The organism is Tsukamurella hominis (genome assembly GCF_965137015.1).
Lineage (GTDB): Bacteria > Actinomycetota > Actinomycetes > Mycobacteriales > Mycobacteriaceae > Tsukamurella > Tsukamurella hominis.
The window spans coordinates 14,107-32,815 of the sequence record NZ_CBCRZG010000033.1; the positions used below are offsets into that span (position 1 = coordinate 14,107).

General features: G+C 70.9%; 18 protein-coding genes, 3 pseudogenes and 1 riboswitch. Of the genes and pseudogenes, 6 read left to right on the top strand and 15 right to left on the bottom strand.

The genetic code is table 11. The features are described 5' to 3' along the window. Nucleotides 1-23: 23 nt before the first annotated feature. The 6 genes and pseudogenes from ACM9LD_RS23810 to ACM9LD_RS23835 all read right to left on the bottom strand — a co-directional run bounded on the left by ACM9LD_RS23810 (nt 24) and on the right by ACM9LD_RS23835 (nt 5,854). The gene (locus ACM9LD_RS23810) at nt 24-1,364 is read right to left on the bottom strand and encodes a tRNA-guanine transglycosylase (RefSeq protein ID WP_415679011.1); all 1,341 of its coding nucleotides are present in this window, start codon (nt 1,362-1,364) and stop codon (nt 24-26) included. Between the two features lie 63 nt (nt 1,365-1,427). Further along, nucleotides 1,428-3,086 (bottom strand): annotated as a pseudogene (locus ACM9LD_RS23815) (MDR family MFS transporter); the annotation flags it as partial. Continuing rightward, nucleotides 3,083-3,559 (bottom strand): MarR family winged helix-turn-helix transcriptional regulator, encoded by a 477-nt coding sequence (locus ACM9LD_RS23820; RefSeq protein ID WP_415678992.1) that lies wholly within the window; start codon nt 3,557-3,559, stop codon nt 3,083-3,085. The gene ACM9LD_RS23820 and the pseudogene ACM9LD_RS23815, both read right to left, overlap by 4 nt. Nucleotides 3,560-3,663: 104 nt before the next feature. Further along, nucleotides 3,664-4,146, bottom strand: a complete 483-nt coding sequence (locus ACM9LD_RS23825) for a YbaK/EbsC family protein (protein WP_415678993.1) — start codon at nt 4,144-4,146, stop codon at nt 3,664-3,666. 23 nt (nt 4,147-4,169) lie between these two features. Then, nucleotides 4,170-4,556, bottom strand: coding sequence for a hypothetical protein (locus ACM9LD_RS23830; RefSeq protein ID WP_415678994.1), 387 nt, complete (start codon nt 4,554-4,556; stop codon nt 4,170-4,172). A 14-nt stretch (nt 4,557-4,570) separates the two neighbouring features. Beyond that, nucleotides 4,571-5,854: an aminotransferase class V-fold PLP-dependent enzyme gene (locus ACM9LD_RS23835; RefSeq protein WP_415678995.1), complete on the bottom strand. Its 1,284-nt coding sequence runs from the start codon at nt 5,852-5,854 to the stop codon at nt 4,571-4,573. A gap of 53 nt (nt 5,855-5,907) precedes the next feature. Beyond that, a riboswitch (SAM riboswitch) is annotated at nt 5,908-6,019 on the bottom strand. An 84-nt stretch (nt 6,020-6,103) separates the two neighbouring features. Between ACM9LD_RS23835 and ACM9LD_RS23840 the strand changes: the two genes are divergently transcribed. Continuing rightward, nucleotides 6,104-6,889 (top strand): HAD-IIA family hydrolase, encoded by a 786-nt coding sequence (locus tag ACM9LD_RS23840; RefSeq protein ID WP_161499513.1) that lies wholly within the window; start codon nt 6,104-6,106, stop codon nt 6,887-6,889. Between the two features lie 22 nt (nt 6,890-6,911). Here the strand turns inward: ACM9LD_RS23840 and ACM9LD_RS23845 are convergent, their stop codons facing one another. Continuing rightward, nucleotides 6,912-8,078 carry an RtcB family protein gene (locus ACM9LD_RS23845; RefSeq protein WP_415678996.1) on the bottom strand — a complete coding sequence of 389 codons (1,167 nt, stop codon included), beginning with the start codon at nt 8,076-8,078 and terminating at the stop codon, nt 6,912-6,914. A 285-nt stretch (nt 8,079-8,363) separates the two neighbouring features. Between ACM9LD_RS23845 and ACM9LD_RS23850 the strand changes: the two genes are divergently transcribed. Beyond that, complete coding sequence (locus tag ACM9LD_RS23850) at nt 8,364-9,035, top strand: copper homeostasis protein CutC (RefSeq protein ID WP_415678997.1); 672 nt, start codon at nt 8,364-8,366, stop codon at nt 9,033-9,035. A gap of 58 nt (nt 9,036-9,093) precedes the next feature. Here the strand turns inward: ACM9LD_RS23850 and ACM9LD_RS23855 are convergent, their stop codons facing one another. Genes ACM9LD_RS23855 through ACM9LD_RS23865 form a run of 3 tightly spaced genes read right to left on the bottom strand, consistent with a single transcriptional unit; the run spans nt 9,094 to nt 11,183 of the window. After that, a complete protein-coding gene (locus tag ACM9LD_RS23855) occupies nt 9,094-10,296 on the bottom strand; it encodes an O-succinylhomoserine sulfhydrylase (RefSeq protein ID WP_415678998.1) in 1,203 nt (400 codons plus the stop codon). 9 nt (nt 10,297-10,305) lie between these two features. Beyond that, entirely contained in the window at nt 10,306-10,719 is a 414-nt protein-coding gene (locus tag ACM9LD_RS23860) for a rhodanese-like domain-containing protein (protein ID WP_415678999.1), read from the bottom strand. Beyond that, the gene (locus tag ACM9LD_RS23865; protein WP_415679000.1) at nt 10,716-11,183 is read right to left on the bottom strand and encodes an Rv0361 family membrane protein; all 468 of its coding nucleotides are present in this window, start codon (nt 11,181-11,183) and stop codon (nt 10,716-10,718) included. Before ACM9LD_RS23865 ends, ACM9LD_RS23860 begins: the two co-directional genes overlap by 4 nt. Before the next feature lie 146 nt (nt 11,184-11,329). Between ACM9LD_RS23865 and ACM9LD_RS23870 the strand changes: the two genes are divergently transcribed. Continuing rightward, entirely contained in the window at nt 11,330-12,718 is a 1,389-nt protein-coding gene (locus tag ACM9LD_RS23870) for an FAD-dependent oxidoreductase (protein WP_415679001.1), read from the top strand. Nucleotides 12,719-12,831: 113 nt separating this feature from the next. On the opposite strand, the gene ACM9LD_RS23875 is transcribed toward ACM9LD_RS23870, so the two are convergent. The 3 genes from ACM9LD_RS23875 to ACM9LD_RS23885 form a co-directional block, all read right to left on the bottom strand. Next, the gene (locus tag ACM9LD_RS23875) at nt 12,832-13,152 is read right to left on the bottom strand and encodes a hypothetical protein (RefSeq protein WP_415679002.1); all 321 of its coding nucleotides are present in this window, start codon (nt 13,150-13,152) and stop codon (nt 12,832-12,834) included. Nucleotides 13,153-13,192: 40 nt separating this feature from the next. Continuing rightward, the gene (locus ACM9LD_RS23880; RefSeq protein WP_415679003.1) at nt 13,193-13,576 is read right to left on the bottom strand and encodes a hypothetical protein; all 384 of its coding nucleotides are present in this window, start codon (nt 13,574-13,576) and stop codon (nt 13,193-13,195) included. A 125-nt stretch (nt 13,577-13,701) separates the two neighbouring features. Continuing rightward, on the bottom strand, nt 13,702-14,010 hold the full coding sequence (locus ACM9LD_RS23885) for a winged helix-turn-helix transcriptional regulator (protein ID WP_415679004.1): 309 nt from the start codon (nt 14,008-14,010) through the stop codon (nt 13,702-13,704). 82 nt (nt 14,011-14,092) lie between these two features. On the opposite strand from ACM9LD_RS23885, the gene ACM9LD_RS23890 reads away from it, so the two are divergent. Beyond that, the gene (locus ACM9LD_RS23890; protein ID WP_415679005.1) at nt 14,093-14,818 is read left to right on the top strand and encodes an SDR family oxidoreductase; all 726 of its coding nucleotides are present in this window, start codon (nt 14,093-14,095) and stop codon (nt 14,816-14,818) included. Here ACM9LD_RS23890 and ACM9LD_RS23895 read toward each other — a convergent pair. Next, a pseudogene (locus tag ACM9LD_RS23895) lies at nt 14,807-16,647 on the bottom strand (ABC transporter ATP-binding protein/permease). The gene ACM9LD_RS23890 and the pseudogene ACM9LD_RS23895 sit on opposite strands and share 12 nt — an antisense overlap. A gap of 114 nt (nt 16,648-16,761) precedes the next feature. Between ACM9LD_RS23895 and ACM9LD_RS23900 the strand changes: the two are divergent. Both ACM9LD_RS23900 and erm read left to right on the top strand, forming a co-directional pair. Continuing rightward, the gene (locus ACM9LD_RS23900) at nt 16,762-17,484 is read left to right on the top strand and encodes a siderophore-interacting protein (RefSeq protein ID WP_415679006.1); all 723 of its coding nucleotides are present in this window, start codon (nt 16,762-16,764) and stop codon (nt 17,482-17,484) included. A 211-nt stretch (nt 17,485-17,695) separates the two neighbouring features. Then, complete coding sequence (gene erm / locus ACM9LD_RS23905) at nt 17,696-18,460, top strand: 23S ribosomal RNA methyltransferase Erm (protein WP_415679007.1); 765 nt, start codon at nt 17,696-17,698, stop codon at nt 18,458-18,460. Here the strand turns inward: erm and ACM9LD_RS23910 are convergent. Next, a pseudogene (locus tag ACM9LD_RS23910) lies at nt 18,457-18,709 on the bottom strand (hypothetical protein); the annotation flags it as partial. The gene erm and the pseudogene ACM9LD_RS23910 sit on opposite strands and share 4 nt — an antisense overlap.

Here is an 18,709-nt window from a genome sequence, read left to right on the forward strand (position 1 = left end):
GCCGATCGGGGTAGCGGATCGGGCTAGACCTTACCGAACCGCCGCAGGAACGACGCGGTGAAGGCCGGGTAACCCCCGTCGCGGATCGCGCGGCGCGCGGCCGCGGCGAGGGACACGAAGAAGTGCTCGTTGTGCAGGGTGCACAGCGTCACGGCGAGCCCCTCGTTCGCGGCGAAGAGGTGGTGCACGTAGGCGCGGGTGAAGGCGTCGGTCCGGTTGGGCCCGCCCGGGCGCCCCTCGGCGGGATCGAGCGGCCGGAAGTCCGCGCGCAGCGCGGGATCGGTGACGTCGAGGACGCCCGTCGAGGTGTAGACGCGGCCCTCCGCGCCGGCCCGCGCGGGCTCGGTGCCGTCGAGCAGGTCGACGCCCGCCTCGATCGCGGCCAGGAGGTCCGCCGGGCCGGTGATGCCGCCGAGGTAGCGCGGACGGTCCCTCTCCAGTTCGCCGACGACGGCGCGCAGCAGCGCGGTCTCGTGGGCGGGGGCACCGACGCCCTCGATCCGGTAGCCGCCGAAGCCCAGTCCGCCGGCCCGACGGTCCTCGTCCGCGAGCCTGCGCAGCGCGCGGGCCGCGGACCGTCGACGCTCGGGGTCCGCGCCGCCGGTCACCACGGCCCACAGCGAGAGGGCGTCGTGCCGGTCGGCGGTCTGCCAGGCGTGCTCGGCGAGCGCCCGGCGGGCCCAGCGCTCGGTGCGCGCGGGATCCTCCGCGTCCGCGAGGGCGAAGGCGACGTCGAAGCCCATGCGGTGCGCGAGGCGCACCGTCTCCTCGGGGTCCCAGCGGTGCGGCGAGCCGTCGAGGCGGCCGCGGAAGGCGATGCCCTCGTCGGTGATCCGCGTCTTGCGCTGCTCCGCGACGGCGGCGACGCCGGTGTCGGCGATCGTGGGCGCCGCCCAGGCCATGGCTGCGCCGATGCCGCCGGCGCCCTCGATGACGTCGACGCCGGGCTGCAGGTACAGCTCGTGCAGGTCGACGGTCAGCGCCGCGGCGCCGAGATCGGTCAGCTCGCGCGGGGTGAGGCCGGCGATCGCGCCGCGGCTCGCCACCGGCACGTAGGCGGGCGTGGCGATCTCGCCGCGGGGCAGCACCATCCGGCCCGACCGGGCCCCGCCGGGACCGGTGGCTTCGACGGCGAACCGGACGGGGTCGGTGGTGCCGGAGGCGCGCAGCCGGGTGTTGCCGGCGATCGCCCGGTAGCCGGTGCGCAGCTCTGCGAGTTCGGCGGCGAGCGAGGCGTTCTGGGCCCGGAGCTCGTCGATCTCGGAGCGCGAGGCCGCGGCCTGCTCGGGGGTCGGCGTGGGCGTGGGGACGGGGCCGGTGGGCGGTTCGGTCACGATGTCCTCCGTCGCTGCTGTGCCCGCCACGGATGCCGCGGCGGCGCTGATCTCCGCGGTCTCGATGCTGTCAGGCGTCGCGGCGGCGCCGGACTCCGGGGTGGTCGCCTCGATGGCCGGCGCGGTGCGCAGGGGCACGGCCTTCCAGAACAGGACGAGGACGAGCCCGATCGCGGCCAGCACGGTGACGGCGAGGAAGACGACGTCCATGGAATCGGCGAACCCCGCCTTGAGCGGGTGGACGAGGGTGTCGGGCAGCTTCTGCAGTGCGGAGGTGTCCGACATGACGTCGCTGACGGCGCTGGAATCGCCGTGCACGAGCTTGGCGGCGAAGTCCTGCGCGGCCGGGCCGTCGTGGCCGGCGGCGGCGCGCTGGACGGCAGCCGTGTACTCCGGGTCCGCGGCCGCATCGGTCATGCGGCTGCTCATCTTGTGCGGCATCTGCGAGAACAGCACCGAGAGGAAGACCGCGACGCCGAGCGTGCCGCCGATCTGGCGGAAGAACGTGGCGGCGGCGGTCGAGACGCCCATGTCGCGCGGCGGCAGGATGTTCTGCAGCGCCAGGGTGAGCGGCTGCATCAGGTTGCCGAGGCCGAAGCCGATCACGGCCGCCCCCGCCATGACGTAGCCGATCTGCACGTCGGCGCTGATGTAGTGCATGCCGAACATGCCCGCGGTGAGCAGCACCGCGCCGATGATCGGGAAGACGCGGTAGCGGCCGGTGCGGGAGATCATCTGGCCGGCCAGGATCGAGCCGAGCATGAGGCCCGCGACCATGGGCAGCATGAGGAAGCCCGCCTTCGTCGGGCTGGCGCCGCGGACCACCTGGAAGTACTGGGGCAGCAGCGAGATGCCGCCGAACATCGCGGCGCCCACGACCATCGAGATGAGCACGCCCTGCGCGAAGATGACGTTCCTGAAGATGCGCAGCGGGATGATCGCGTCCTCGCCCATGTACTTCTCGATGGCGATGAACGCGAGGACGCCGGCGGCGCCGATGCCGTAACAGATCAGCGTCTTGCTGGAGCCCCAGCCCCATTCCTGGCCCTGCTCGGCGACGATGAGCAGCGGGACCAGGCCGACGGACAGCGCCACCGCGCCGAACCAGTCGATGCGGACGCCTTCGCGGCGGGTGTGCGGCAGGCGCAGCACGCGGGAGACGACGGCCAGCGCGACGATGCCGATCGGCACGTTCACCAGGAAGACCCAGCGCCAGCCGGAAATGCCGAGGATGCTGTCGGCGCCCGAGAAGAGGCCGCCGAGCACGGGGCCGAGCACCGAACTGGTACCGAACACGGCGAGGAAGTAGCCCTGGTACTTGGCGCGCTCGCGGGGCGGCACGATGTCGCCGATGATGGTGAGCGCCAGCGACATCAGGCCGCCGGCGCCGAGGCCCTGCACCGCGCGGAAGGCGGCCAGCTCGTACATCGACGTGGCCGTGCTGCACAGCAGGGAGCCGATCACGAAGACCGTGATGGCGAACATGAAGAAGGGCTTGCGACCGTAGATGTCCGACAGCTTGCCGTACAGCGGGGTGACGATCGTCGAGGTGATGAGGTACGCCGTGGTGACCCACGCCTGCAGCTTGTAGCCGTTGAGATCGTCAGCGATGGTCCGGATCGCCGTGGAGACGATCGTCTGGTCGAGCGCGGCGAGGAACATGCCGGTCATGAGGCCCGACAGGATGTAGAGGATCTGCTTGTGCGTGAGGCCCGCGCCCGCGGTCTCCTGCTCCGCCGCCGCGGCGGTCACTCGCCTTCCCGCATCAGCTTGAGGGCCTGCTCGAACTGCACCAGCGCCCGGTTCCCGAGCGTCACGAACTGGTCGATCTCCTCGTCTGTCCACTCCTCCATGAGGGGCCGGAGCTTCTCGTTGCGCTGCTGCCGGATGAACTCGACCTTGGCCTCCCCCGCCTCCGTCGCGGAGACGAGCGCCGCCCGGCGGTCCGAGGGGTCGGCGGTGCGCTCGGCGTAGCCCAGGTTGGTCAGGGTGGTCACGTACCGGCTCGCGGTGGACGGGTCCGTGTGGATCTGGTCCGCGAGCACGGACGAGCGCATGGGCCCGCCCTTCACCAGGGCGAAGAGCGCGGTGTACGCCGCCAGTTCGACGCCGTCCGGCGCGACCGCATGCCGCGTCATCACGGCGTGCCGCTCCTTGAGCCGGGTGAGCTCGGCGATCACGCCGACGATCCCCTCTATCCGGTCCGCACGTTCCTCGTCCGTCATCACGCCTCCGCAGGTCCCGTCCGCCCACGTCGCCGTGTTCGGACATGCAAAACTACGTGCAGCCTACAACTATTAGGACAACTAGTCGACTCGGGCGAACCGGCCTATGCCGCCGATGTCGTGACGATTCTGGCACCCGTGAGCGCCACGAGCGCGGCGAAGTCGGTGCGGAAGATCGTGTCGTGCGTCCCGGCCGCGGCGTACAGGTCCGGATAGTCGGCGAGCGACTCGTCGATGACGGTGACCACCGGGCGCGGATGCCCGACGGGCGAGACGCCGCCGATGACCTGGCCGGTCGCGGCGGCCACGTCGTCGGGCTTCGCGCGGGTGATCGCGCCGTAGCCGAGCCGATCGGCGAGCCCGGCGGTGTCCACCCGGTGCCGGCCGCTCGAGAGGACGAGCAGGGGCGCACCGTCGGCCAGGAAGACGAGGCTGTTGGCGATCGCGCCCACCTCGCACCCCAGCGCCGCCGCGGCCTCCGCGGCGGTCTTGGCACCGTCGGGCACGAGGCGCACGGTGTCCGGGTGCCCCGCGGCGGCCAGGGCAGCGCGGACGGTCTCGGTGCGGGCGGAGTACTGCTCGGTCACGCCGGTCAGTATGCCCGCCCGCGCTACGCGGCGAGCAGGGTGGCGATGAGGTCCTTGGTGCGCGCCCCGCCGACGGGGCGCAGCACGACGGCGTCGGCGACCTCGGCGGCGTAGACGTCCTCGATCAGGGACTTCAGGCCCGACGGGGTGCCGATGTACGTGATGCTCTGCGGCGCGGCGCCGCTCGGGGCGTAGCTGGCGCGGGCGTCGGCGGCGCGCTCGTCGATCACCACGTCGACCTCGAGCGCGACCGCACCCGGCTCCCGCCCGGCGCGCTCGGCCTCGGCGCGCAGGTAGCCGCGCTCCCGCTGCGCGATGCGCAGATCGGCGGCGCGCACCCGCGTCAGGTGCGAGGCCTCGGGCTCACCGTCGACGGTGACCACCAGTGCGGGGCGGGAGACGGTCGTCATGGATTCCTCCGGGTTCAGTTCGCTCGTGCGGACAGGTCTTCGAGGGCGCGCGCCAGGCGGCGCACGTCGTGCTCGCTCGTGCCGAGGCCGATGCTCGCGCGGACGGCGCCGTCGTAGCATCCCAATCGGTTAACGACGGGGTGGGCGCAGAACTTCCCGTCGCGCACGCCGATCCCGTGCTCGGACGAGAGGAACTCGGCGACCTCGCGGGGCGTGCGGCCGTCCACGGTGAAGGCGACGATGCCCACCCGCTCGGTGGAGTCGGCCCAGATCTTCAGCGTGCGGACACCGTCGACGCCCTCGAGCGAACGCAGCAGCAGGTCGGTGAGGAAGCGCTCGTGGCGCGCGATGGCGTCCTCGCCGAGGCGCTCGATGGCCTCGCAGGCGGCGGCGATGGCGACGGCGCCCAGGACGTTGGGCGAGCCGGCCTCGTGCCGCGCGGGGCCGGTGTGCCAGGCGACCTCGACGGACTTCGACACGGGCGTGCCGATCACCTCGTAGCTCGCGCCGCCGCCGCAGCGGACGGGCTCGGCCTCGTCGAACCAGTCGGCGCGGCCGACGAGCACGCCGGAGCCGAAGGGCGCGTACAGCTTGTGGCCGGAGAAGGCGAGGTAGTCGACTCCGCTCTCGCGCAGCGAGATCCGACGGTGCGGGACCAGCTGGGCACCGTCGACCGCGATGCGCGCGCCGTGCCGGTGGGCGAGCGCGGCGAGCCGGCGGATGGGCAGCACCTCGCCGGTGACGTTGGACGCGCCGGTCACGCTGACCAGGGCCGCGGGGCGGGCGCGGAGCTCCTTCTCGAGCACCTCGAGGGTGCCCTCGATCGACAGCGGAGCGGAGATCACACGGGCCCCGATCCGCTTCCACGGCAGCAGGTTCGCGTGATGCTCGCAATCGAGGACCACGACCTCGCCGGGCACGCAGCCCGCGAGCAGGTTGATCGAGTCGGTGGTGTTGCCGGTGAAGATCACGTGATCGTCGGCGCGGGCGCCCACGAACTCCGCGACGATCTCGCGGGCCCGCTCGTAGCGGGAGGTGGAGCGCTGCGAGAGGTAGCCAGCGCCGCGGTGCACGCTCGCGTACTCCCCCAGCGCCTCCTGGACCGCCTGCTGCACCTCGACGAGGGCCGGCGCGCTCGCGGCGTAGTCGAAGTTGGCGTAGCGGACCGTCGCGCCGTCGGTGAGCGGGGCGTACTCGTCGGCGCCGGTCACGGCGGCGAGGGGGCCCAGCGACAGCGGGGTGCTGCGGACGGTCGGGGTGAGGCAGACGGCGGTGCGCTCGGTGGTGGCGATGTTCATGAGAGATGTCCTTCGGTATGAGGACGCGCGGCACCCGTTTCCGACGTGCCGCGAATCCGCGCTTGCCGCACTCGTTCGGTGCGGCCAGGTCGTCACCCGGAGCACCCCACCGCGGAGGAGGGTTGCCGACCAGCGAGCCGGGGCTTGTCGCTGGCACTCATGACCTGCGTCGAGAATGCCCTGTCGCGCGGCCCGGCGTCAAGGTTCGAATCACGGCGAGGCCAAACCGCCGGGAGTACATTCGCGGGCATGAGCGAGTGGACGTACCTGATGGACATGGACGGGGTGCTGGTCCACGAGGAGCACCTGATCCCCGGCGCCGACGCCTTCATCGCGGAGCTGACGGCCGCCGGGACGCCGTTCATGGTGCTCACCAACAACTCGACGCGCACCCCGCGCGACCTGCGCGCCCGCCTGGTCGCCACGGGGCTCGACATCCCCGAGTCGCGGATCTGGACCTCCGCGCTCGCCACCGCGAAGTTCCTCCAGGACCAGCGGCCGAACGGCACCGCCTACGTGGTCGGCGAGTCGGGCCTGACGACGGCGCTGCACGACGCCGGTTACGTGCTCACCGACAACGATCCGGACTACGTGGTGCTCGGCGAGACCCGCACGTACTCGTTCGAGGCGATCACCACGGCGATCCGCCTGATCGACCGCGGCTCGCGCTTCATCGCGACGAACCCGGACCCGACGGGGCCGTCGCGCGACGGTCTGCTGCCGGCGACTGGCGCGGTCGCCGCGCTGATCCGCGAGGCCACGGGCCGCTCGCCCTACTACGTGGGCAAGCCGAACTCGCTGATGATGCGATCCGCCCTGCGCGCACTCGGTGCGCACTCCGCGGACACGCTGATGATCGGCGATCGGATGGATACCGACATCGTCTGCGGCCTGGAGGCGGGCCTGCGCACCATCCTCGTGCTCACCGGCATCTCCACCCGCGAGTCGGTCACCGCCTACCCGTACCGCCCCACCCGCACCATCGATTCCGTCGCCGACCTCGTCGGTCACACGGAGGACCCGTTCCCCGGCTGAGAGCACCCAGCCGGGGAACGAGTCACTGCCCCTTGACGTTGACGATCTGGCGCAGGACGGCACGGACCGTGACCAACTGCTCCGCGTCGGCCATCACCCGGTCGATCGGCTTGTAGGCCTGCGGGATCTCGTCGATGAAGTCGGGGCTGTCGCGGAACTCGATGCCCGCCATGGCCTCCCGCAGCTGCTCGTGCGTGAAGGCCCTACGCGCCGCGGACCGGGAGTACTCCCTGCCCGCGCCGTGCGGAGAGCTGTTCAGCGACGGGGCGAAGCCCTTGCCCTCGACGATGTAGGACGCGGTGCCCATCGAGCCCGGGATCAGGCCGAGCTTGCCCTCGGTGGCCTCGATCGCCCCCTTCCTCGACACCCACACCTCCTTGCCGAAGTGCTTCTCGCGCTTGGTGAAGTTGTGGTGGCAGTTGATCCGCTCCGCCTCCACGACGGGGGTCCCCACCCACTCGCCGAGCTGGCGGATCACCCGGTCCATCATCTCCTCACGGTTGAGCAGCGCGAAGTGCTGCGCCCACGTCAGCTCGGCGATGTACCGTCGGAACTCGGGCGTGCCCTCCACGAGGTAGGCCAGGTCCGGATCCGGCAGATCGATCCACCACTGCTTGCACAGGCGGGTCGCCACGGCGATGTGGTGCTGGGCGATCTTGTTGCCCACGCCGCGGGAACCGGAGTGCAGGAACGCCCAGACGGTGTCGTCCTCATCGAGGCTGATCTCGATGAAGTGATTCCCGCCGCCGAGGGTGCCCAGCTGCAGCGCCCAGTTCCCGGCGTACTTCGCGGGGTCGAAATCCGCGCGCTCGGCGAGCGCCGTCAGCTCCGCGATCCTCGGCTCCGCCGTGGCCACGACCTTCTTGTTGTAGCGGCCCGGCGACAGCGGGACCGCCCGCTCGATGGCCTCACGCACCGTCGCACGGTCGTCCGGCAGATCGGACTTCGTGAACTGCGTGCGGACCGCGATCATGCCGCAGCCGATGTCGACGCCGACCGCCGCGGGGATCACAGCGCCGAGGCTCGGGATGACCGAACCGACGGTGGCGCCCTTGCCCAGGTGGGCGTCGGGCATCAACGCGATGTGCGGGTAGATGAACGGCAGCTTCGCCGTGGTGATCGCCTGCTCGCGGGTCTTCTCGTCCAGGATGGACGCCCACGAGACCAAGGACTTACTGATCTTCTCCATGTCTTTCTCGTCTCGATGTGATGGTCACCGGTCCGAGAAGCCATGCGCCTGACGCATGGGCACCGGGCCGGCGGTGAAGCGACGGCCCGGGTTGCCGCAGGTTATGCGGGCACGCCGAACCGACGGCAGTAGCACTGCCGCAGCGATTCGGGGAGCTTGCGCATATCCATGTCGGGCAGCGTATTCGAGGGCTCCTCCGCGGTCCACCGACTTTCTCCGGTCACACCCTCGATCTGTGCGACGATGCAGCGTAATACCCGATCAGTGGCCACCTAGAGTAGGCGAATGGCGTTGCTGGAAGTGATCGCGCTGGGCGCACAGGACGCGGTCGCGGCGCGGGAGGGCGGGGCGGACCGGGTGGAGCTCGTCGCCGACATGGCGGCGGACGGACTGAGCCCCTCCCCCGCCACCGTCGCCGAGGTCCGTGCCGCCGTGGACATCCCGGTGCGCGTGATGCTCCGGCTCACCGACGGTTTCGAGCCCGGGGACCTCGGCGCGCTGGTGCGGCGCACTGCGGAGCTGAGAGATGCCGGGGCGGAGGAGTTCGTGCTCGGCTTCCTCACCGCCGACGGCGCCCTGGACCTGCCGGCCGTGACGCGGGTCGTCGAGGCGATCGACGGCGCACCGTGGACGTTCCACCGCGCGATCGACCACTGCGCGGACCGGGCGGCGCTCCGCGCGGAGGTCGCGGATCTGCCGGGCCTCGATGGGTTCCTCACCGCGGGCGCGGCGACCGGAGTCGACGACGGCATCATCGCGCTCATCGCAGAAGCACAGGGCCTGCAACAGATCCTGGCCGGCGGCGGCCTGCGTCTCGCACACCTGTCACGGCTACGCGCGGCCGGAATCGACGCCTTCCACATCGGCAGCGCAGCACGGCCCGACGGGTGGGACGCGCCGGTCTCAGCGGAAGCCGTCCGCACGTGGCGCGCCGCCATCGACGATCCGGCGCCCTGAGTGCGGTCGAAAACCCACGGATTGCGCAGGACACCGACCGCACTCGCGACGGCAGGACTCAGCCCAGGGCGCGGTCGAGATCCTCGATGAGGTCGTCGACGTTCTCCAGCCCCACGGACAGGCGCAGCATCGAGTCCGTGAGCCCGATCTTCGCGCGGCCCTCGGGCCCCGTCGCGCGATGCGTCGTGGTGGCGGGGTGGGTGATCAGCGACTTGGCGTCGCCGAAGTTGTTGGAGATGTCGATGACCTGCAGCCGGTTGAGGAACTCGAAGGCGCGCTCCTTGCCGGCCAGGGCCCCGTCGGCCAGCTCCAGCGTGATGACCGTGCCCCCGGCCTTCATCTGCCGCTTCGCCAGCTCGTGCTGCGGGTGCGAGGGCAGGAAGGGGAAGAGCACCTTCGAGACGCGCGGGTCGGCGTCGAGGAACTCGGCGACCTTCTGCGCGTTCGCACTGACCCGCTCGGCCCGGAGGTCCAGAGTCTCCAGCGCCTTGAGCAGCACCCAGGCGTTGAACGGCGCCATCGCGGGACCGGTGTGCCGCATCAGCTGCTTCACCGGGCCGTCGATGTAGTCGAACCGGCCGAGGATGGCCCCGCCCATCACGCGGCCCTGGCCGTCCATCGTCTTGGTGGAGGAATGCACGATCACGTCGGCGCCCATCCCCAGCGAATCCTGGTAACCGACCGGTGTGAAGCCTGCGTCGAGGACGACCTGCGCGCCCGCGGCGTGGGCCAGCGAGGCCACGGCGCGCACGTCGACGAGGCCCTGCATCGGGTTCGCGGGGGTTTCGAAGAAGACGGCCTGGGTGGGGACGCTGAGCGCCTCCTCCCACTGGGCGAGGTCCTCGCCGTCGACGAAGACGGTCTCGATGCCCCAGCGCGGCAGGATCTCGTTGCACACCACGTAGCAGGAGCCGAACAGCGAGCGGGCCGCCACGAGCCGGTCGCCGGCCTTGAGCAGCGCGCCGAGCGCGGTGAAGACGGCGGACATGCCGGAGGCGGTCGCGAAGCAGGCCTCGGCGCCCTCCAGGAGGCGCAGGCGCTCCTGGAACATCGCCACCGTCGGGTTGCCGTAGCGCGAGTAGACGAACCGGTCGATGTCGCCGTTGAAGGCGGCCTCGGCGGCCTCGGCGTTCTCGTAGGTGTAGCCCGAGTTCAGGAAGAGCGCCTCGGAGGTCTCCTCGTAGTTCGTGCGCAGGACGCCGCCGCGCACCGCGTACGTCTCGGGCCGCAGGCCGTCGGGCAGGGGGCTGAACTCCGTCATGGCTTCAGCCTAGAACTGCCGCCAGGGCAGGCCGTCGGCGCGCCAGCCCGCGACGCCCCGATGCCCGAGTGCGTCGATGGGGCCCTCGAAGCCGTCGAGCACGTTGTAGGCACGTGCGACGCCGGCGGCGGTGGCGGTCTCGGCGGCGCCGATCGAGCGGTGCCCGGAGCGGCACAGGAAGACGACGGGGGCGTCGTCGGTGACGCCCTTGGCGCGGAGCTCCTCGACGAAGGTCGGGTTGAGCGCACCGTCGGGATAGCGCTGCCACTCGACGAGCACGGGGTTGCGCCCGACCTGCGAGAGCTCGGGGATGCCGACGTAGTTCCACTCGGCCTCGGTGCGGCAGTCGACGAGGACGGCGGCGGGGTCCTGTTCCAGCAGCTCCCAGGCCTCGCGTGGCGTCAGATCACCGGCGTAGTTCACGAGCACTTCTTCCACTTGCCGTCTTCGCGGACGAACTTCGCCTGCTCGGTGCGCTCGCCCGCCTTCTCGTACCGCACCGTGAGATCGGCGGATGCGGCGTCGCCGTTCACGGTGAGGTTCTTGACGTCCTTCTCCTCCAGCTTCGCCTCGCCCTCGCGCTCGACGGCGGCCTTGCGAGCGTCGGGGAAGCCGGCCTCCTTCGGGAAGTCGGCGGCGGCGCGGTCCTTGGCGCAAGTGTTGGCGACGAGGTCCGCGTACCGCCCCTTGTTCAGGGCGCCGTAGTACTGGCCGATCGTGACCTGGACCTGCGCGGAATCGCTGAGCCGCTCGTCGGACGGGCGGATGACGTTCCAGAGCAGCACGCCGCCGATGAGGACGACGGCGACCACGAGGGCGATGACGAACGGGGTCGCCGTGGTGCGGCGTTCGGGCGGCGGTCCGGCGGGGGCCTTGTCTGCGCTCACTGAAGTCTCTACCCTCTGCTACTAGAACACGTTCCAGTTTCGCTGGGCGGGTGGAATGCGCCACCCGCACTAGGAACAGTTGATAAGTCCGCACTAACCTGGTGGGGAACTTCAACCGCGTATGCAGACAAGGTAGCCGACTTCACATGACCGAACAGAACCGCCCGTTGCGCGTCGCGATCGTGGGCGCGGGCCCCGCTGGTATCTACGCGGCGGACGCCCTCATGAAGTCCGACGAGGCGAAGGACCCCGGCGTCAGCATCGACCTCTTCGAGAAGATGCCGGCCCCGTTCGGCCTGATCCGGTACGGCGTCGCGCCCGATCACCCGCGGATCAAGGGCATCATCACCGCGCTGCACAAGGTGCTCGACAAGCCGCAGGTGCGCCTGCTGGGCAACCTCGATTTCGGCAAGGACTTCACCCTCGAGGACGTGCGCCGCCACTACGACGCGGTGATCTTCTCCACGGGCGCCGTCGCGGATCGCAACCTGGAGATCCCCGGTATCGACCTGGACGGCAGCTACGGCGCCGCCGAGTTCGTGGCCTGGTACGACGGGCACCCGGACTTCTCCCGCGAGTGGCCGCTCACCGAGGAGAAGGTGGCCGTCCTCGGCGTCGGCAACGTCGGCCTCGACGTGGCCCGCGTGCTCGCCAAGACCGCCGACGAGCTGCTCCCGACCGAGATCCCGCCGAACGTCTACGAGGGCCTCAAGCTCAACAAGGCCAAGGAGGTGCACGTCTTCGGTCGCCGCGGTCCGGCGCAGGTGAAGTTCACCCCGCTCGAGCTCAAGGAGCTCGACCACTCGCAGACCATCGAGGTCGTCGTGAACCCCGAGGACATCGAGTACGACGAGGGCTCGGCCAAGGCCCGCCGCGAGTCGAAGATCACCGACCAGGTCGCCACGATCCTCGAGAACTACGCGATCCGCGAGCCCAACAACCGCCCGCACAAGCTGTTCATCCACCTCTTCGAGTCGCCCGTCGAGATCCTGGGCGAGAACGGCAAGGTCACGGGCCTGCGCACCGAGCGCACCGAGCTCGACGGCACCGGCAACGTGCGCGGCACCGGCAAGTTCACCGACTGGGAGATCGGCGCCGTCTACCGCGCCGTCGGCTACCTCTCGAACGACCTGCCGGAGATCCCCTTCGACGACCAGGCCGGCGTCATCCCCAACGAGGCCGGCCGCGTCGTCGACGCAGGTCAGCACATCACGGGCGTGTACACCACCGGCTGGATCAAGCGCGGACCGGTCGGCCTCATCGGCCACACCAAGGGGGATGCCAACGAGACCATCGCGTGCCTGCTCGAGGACTTCCACGCCGGCAAGCTGAACGCCCCGTCGGACCCGTCGACCGACGGCGTCACCCAGTGGCTGGACGACCACGACACCCCGTACACCACCTGGGACGGCTGGTACCGGCTCGACGAGCACGAGCGCAGCCTGGGCGAGGCCGAGGGCCGTGAGCGCGTGAAGGTGGTCGAGCGCGGCGACATGCTGGCCGCCTCCGAGCCGGGCAAGGTCCAGCAGGACTAGTCCCGAGCCCTAGTACGACGGTGCCGCCGTCCCGGTTTTTCCGGGGCGGCGGCACTTTTCGCTCACGATGATTCTAATTCGTGCCGCGCGGCGACTCGGTGCCGCGCGGGCGCTCAGTCCGGTCGCGCGGTGACGACGGGGCCGTCCGCCGGAGCGTGCCCGACGCGCCCGACGCCGACGGAAGCGGCGCGCGTCCGCGTCGCGGTGACGGTGACGGTCGTGGTGCGCGTCCTCGTCGACGTGGTGGTCGTGGTCGACGTCGTGGTCTTCGTCCGGGTGACCGTGACGGTCTCCGTCCGCGTCGCGTCGCGCTGGGCGGCGCAATCCTGCACCGCGCCCGCGCTGCAGTCCGCGCCCGCGGGCCCCGCGGTGAGCACCGCCCCGACCGTCACCAGTCCCGCGCACGCGCCGATGGCCGCAATCCCTCGCTTCATCGTTCTCCTCCTCCTCGCCGGCCACAACGGGCCGACGCGTTCATTCCCAGGTGAAACCGTAGGGTCCGTGCGTGCACGTCTGAAGCCCACCCGGACCGACGCGCTGAGCGCCGACCGCGGTGCACTTCTCGCCGTTCGGGTCAGCGGGCTTGACGATCCAGATCCCTCCGGAGCAGGTGAGTCGCTGGAGGGGCGGCGCGGCCTCACCGATCGAGCAGGACTTCCCAGGATAGGGCGGCGTGAAGTCCCGCTCCCACTTCCCGAACCGGCACTCGTAGCCGGGCTTGGTCTCGAACATCCGACACTCCGCGCCCGTCGACGGATCGGCGGATGCCGCGCCCACGCCCACCACACCGGGCGCCAGGAATGCCATGGCCGCCGCCGCGACCACGCCGCGGGAGGTCCGAATCGTCCGCTTCTGCATGCGCAACACTCTAGGCGAGCGGCCGCACACCCACGGCGCACCCGGCCATTTGTCCCCGGGCCGCGTCCTGCGGTGGATTGTGACCGCTGAGCGGCGAAAATCCACCGCAGGGCACCGTGCGGGAGTCAGTCGGCGGCCCAGTCCCAGACGGGCCAGAGGGCGCGACCGAGCGCCTCGCCGCGCGACGTGAGTTCGTACTGCTTGTCGGGGAGCTTGCGGGCGATGCCCTTCTCGACCAACTGCGCGAGCCGGGTGGCGAGCACGCTGGAGCTGCAATTGCCCATGCGCCTGCGCAATTCGAGGAAGCCGAGCGATCCCGGCTCGAGCTCCCAGACGATGCGCAACACCCAGCGCTGACCGAGCAGCTCCATCGCAGCGACCGCCGCGGGATCCGGTTCCTCGCGGCGCTGCGGCACCACATCGCGCACTGACACGAGACAGAGCCTAACTTGCGCTTCTGAAATCGAAGCGTCATGCTTGGCCGCAGTTCTAAATCAGAAGCATGGAGGTCGGGCAATGGCGGTCGTAGTGGTGACCGGGGCGTCGCGCGGGGTGGGCGCCGAGACGGCGGTGGCGCTCGGCGCGCGCGGCCACGACGTGGTGGTGAACTACCGCGAGAAGGAACGCCGCGCGGAGAAGGTCTGCGACTTGGTCCGCGAGGCCGGCGGGCGGGCGATCGCGGTGGGCGCGGACGTGACCGCGGCCGACGGGCCGGCGCACCTCCTCGATGCGGCGGTCGCCGCGTTCGGCGGCGTCGACGCGGTGATCCTCAACGCCTCCGGCGGCCTGGAACTGGGCGCCGAGGCCGACTACGCGATGCGACTGAACCGGGACGCGCAGGTCGCCGCGGCACGCGCCGCTGCGGAGCACCTGCGGCCGGGCGGGCGGATCGTCTTCGTCACCAGCCACCAGGCACACTTCTCCGAGACTCACCCCGTCCCCGCCGGATACGAGCCGATCGCCGCCAGCAAGCTCGCCGGGGAGAGGGCGCTGCGCGCGCTCGCCGCGGAACTCGGCCTCGACCTGCGGGTCGTGTCGGGCGACATGATCGAGGGCACGATCATCGTCCGGCTCCTGGAGCGCCGCGATCCCGCCGCGGTCGAGGAACGGCGCAGCCACGGCCCCCTCCCGACTGCCACAGAGTTCGCCGCCGCGATCGCCGGGGCCGTCGACACGGAGGGGACTCCGGGCCACACCACGTACGTCGGCGGTCGCGACCTCGTCGCGGACCTACAGGGCTGAGTACTCCCACGACCCGCTCCCGCTGAGCTCGAGACGGTGCGCGTGGTGCCTGTCGACGGTGCTGCGATGGGCGACGCTCACGAGAACGGCCTCGGGCACCCGCCCCGGATCAGCGTGTACAGCGAGTGCTCGAGCCCCTCGTCGACGGCGGACGTGGCCTCGTCGAGGAACACGGCCTGCGGCCTGATCAAGAGGATGCGCGCGAACGCGATGCGCTGCTGCTCACCCGGGGAGAGCACCGCCGCCCAGTCCTCCTCGTCGTCCAGCCGGTCCGCGAGATGCGGCAGGAAGACCTTGCCGAGGACCTCCCGCAGTAGGTCGTCGCCGAACGTGCCGGGCTCCGCCGGGTAGCTCAGCGCGGTCCGCAGGTCGCCGAGCGGCAGATACGGCAGCTGCGACACGAACAGCGTCTCGGTCCCGGCGGGGCGCCAGATCTCGCCGTCCGCGTAGGGCCAGATCCTGGCGAGCGCGCGCAGGAGGGTCGTCTTGCCGGACCCCGAGACCCCCTTGACGACCACGGCGTCGCCGGGCTCCAGGTGCAGCCGGAGGTCGTCGACGAGAACGACCCCGTCGGGCTTGCGGACGCCGATGCCGTCGAGCCGCACCGACCGGTCCTCGTCGGTCCCCTTGACGCGCGGCAGTTTCCGGGACTCGTCGTCGGCCGCGAGGAGGCCGTCCAGGCGGATGAGGGATGCGCGGCACTCCGCGAAGTCGTCGTACGACAGGCGGAAGAACGACAGCGAGTCGTGCACCTGCCGGAACGCGCTCGCGGTCTGACTGACGTCGCCGATGGTGAGCTCGCCGGAGAAGACCCGCGGTGCCTGGATCACCATGGGGAACACCTCCGCCGTCTGACTCACCGTGAGGTTCCACCCGCTGAACTTCAGGGAGCGGAATACGATCGCCCAGGTGTTGGCGATCACCGCGGAGAAGCGGCCGAGCAGCGTGCGCCGCTCCACCTGCTCACCCTGGTAGAACGCCACCCGCTCGGCGTTGTCCCGCAGCCGCACGAGGGCATACCGGTACGCGGCCGTGAGGCGCTCGTTGATGAAGTTGAGATTGATGAGCGGCCGGCCGATCCAGAACGCGATCACCGTGCTGATCAGCACGTACGCGAACACCAGCCACAGCATCGCGCGGGGAATCGTGACGCCGAGGATCGTCATGGGTGCGGACAGCTCCCAGAGGACCTTGGTGAAGGAGATGATCGACGCCACCGCGTTGACCGCCCCGAACGACAGGGACACCGACGTCCCCACGAACGCGGTGATGTCCGCCTGGATCCGCTGGTCGGGGTTGTCGATCGTGTCGTCGATGAAGCGGTTGCGGTAGTACGCCTCACCGTCGAGATAGTCGTCGACGACGCGCTCGGTGAGCCAGATCCGCCAGTCGATGACGAGCCACTGGTTCACGAGGTAGTCGATCAGCGCCCGCGCCACCCACAGCACGGCGAGCAGCGCGAAGATCCTCATCGAGAGCCAGAAGCCGTCCTCGGCCGCCTGTAGCGCCGGCGAATCGCCCTTCGACACCGCCTGCACGGCGTACTGCAGCGCCGTCTGCGAATCGTTGTAGAAGTAGGTGAACAGCACCGACAGCCGGACGGCCGCGAGCGTCGACACGATGAGCAGCAGGATGCGCGCGTAGACGCGCCACGAGTCGCGGCCGGTGAAGTAGGCGCCGGAGACGCGCCAGAACTGTCGCCCCCACCGCGTACTCACGAAGCAGATCGCGAGCACGACCACGAAGATCGGCGTGGTGATCGCGACCGCTTTGAGCAGCCACCACGCGCTCGCGGCCCACTCCGCACTCCAATCGTTGGACATCTCCATCCCGCGGCTCCTCTGCTGGACCGTGTGAAAAATTGAGGAAGCTTAACCCGTATCAGCCCAGCGCACGCGGCATGTGCTCGCGATGATCGAGTCGATTAGGGTAGCCTCAGCTTCATGGGTAGAGGAGTGACCGGCCTGATCCTCAAGGCGATGCGGGCGGACGACTACGTTTTCACGGTGCTGTCGACGGAGGCCGTCAGCGAGCACTATCACCGCATCCGCTTCGACGGCGGCGACTTCCTGCAGGAGAACCCGTGGTTCCCGACCATGTGGGTGCGCCTGTGGGTACCGAAGAGCGGCGCCGCGACGACCGACGCGGACGAGGGGACGCTCGTGCAGCGCGGCTACACGATCGTCGCGCCCGAGGGCTCGGAGTTCACCATCGAGTTCGCGATGCACGACGGTCCCGCGCCCAGCTGGGCCCTCGACGCCGAGCCCGGCGACCGCATCGCCGCCACGATGATGGGCGCCGACCTGACGGTCCCGGAGGAGCCGGCACCGTCGGAGTACGTGCTGGTGGGCGACGCCGCGTCGATCCCCGCGATCAACAGCATCCTCGGGACCGCGCAGGCCCCGTGCCGCGTGTACCTGGAGTACCAGCACGACGCCGAGCGAGAACTCCCGGTGCAGAGCGAGGCCGTTACCTGGGTGCCGCGCGAGAACCGGGGCGCCACACTGGTATCCACGGTCGTCGGCGCCGGAATCGGCGCGGACGCCTTCCTCTTCGTCGCCGCCGAGACCAAGGCGACGCGCGAGATCACCAAGGCCGCCAAGCGCGACTTCGGCCTGCCGAAGGACCGCATCAAGTCCCAGGCCTACTGGCTGCAGCGCGGATAACCCGTTGGCACCCCGCCGCTGCGGCGCCTAGGGTGCGCCTCATGAGTTCTTCGGCAGCAGCCGCCGCGGCAGCGGCGGCAGTGGTGGACCGCGGCCGCGCGTAGCGGCGGCGGAGCCTCCCACACCATCTCGGCTTCACCGCCCCCAGCATCCTTCCGCTGGGCGGCGATTCGCGCTGCCCGGGTGATCCTCGACCCGGAGAACTCCCTTCATGCCCACCCATCACGGGGGCCGTCACGAGCACGGCCAGAACTTCCTCACCGACGATGCCGTCATCGGCCGATTCGTCGACCTCACCCGCCGCACCGACGGTCCGATCCTCGAGATCGGTCCCGGCGCAGGCGCATTGACCGACCCCCTCCTCCGCCTGAGCCGCCCGCTCACGGCCGTCGAGATCGACGGCGGGCACGCCCGACGCCTGCGCGCGCGACTCCCGGAGGCGACCGTCGTGCACGGCGACTTCCTCCGCCACCGGCTACCGACGGAACCCCATGCGGTGGTGGGGAATCTGCCGTTCCACCTCACGACCGCGGTGCTCCGCAAGCTGCTGCACGCCCCGCACTGGACCGGCGCGGTCCTCATCGTGCAGTGGGAGGTCGCGCGACGGCGGGCCGGTGTCGGCGGCGCCACGATGATGACCGCGCAATGGTCGCCCTGGTACGACTTCGGCCTGGCCGGCCGGATTCCCGCCGCCGCCTTCACGCCCCGCCCGTCCGTCGACGCGGGACTGCTGACGATCGCGCGCCGCAGCACGCCCCTCGTGCCGGTGGCGCGCCGGCGCGCCTACGCCGCCTTCGTCCACGCCGTCTTCACCGGCCGCGGCCACGGACTGCCCGACGTCCTGGCGGGCGTGGCGCCGCGGCACCGTCGGGCGGAGGCACGGAAGTGGGCGGCCCGACGGGGCCACCGCGGCACGCCCCTCCCCCGTGACCTCGGCCCGGAGGAGTGGGTGGAGGCCTTCGAGCGGTTCGCCTAGTCCTGCGGGCGCTGCGGCGGGAGGCCCATGGAGGTGGGCGGGTTGTGGTCGTACTCCTCGGTCTCCGGGGTCGCCGGGGGCGTCGGAGGCTTCGGACGCGTCGCGGTCTCGCCGGTCGGCTGACGCGGCGCGGGCTGGATCGGGCGCGGCGGGGCGGGACGCCGGCCCGCGACCGGGTGCATGGTCGTCGGTGCGACCGGTTCGCCGGGACCGGCCGGGGGCGGGCTCACGCGCGACGAGGGCTGCTGC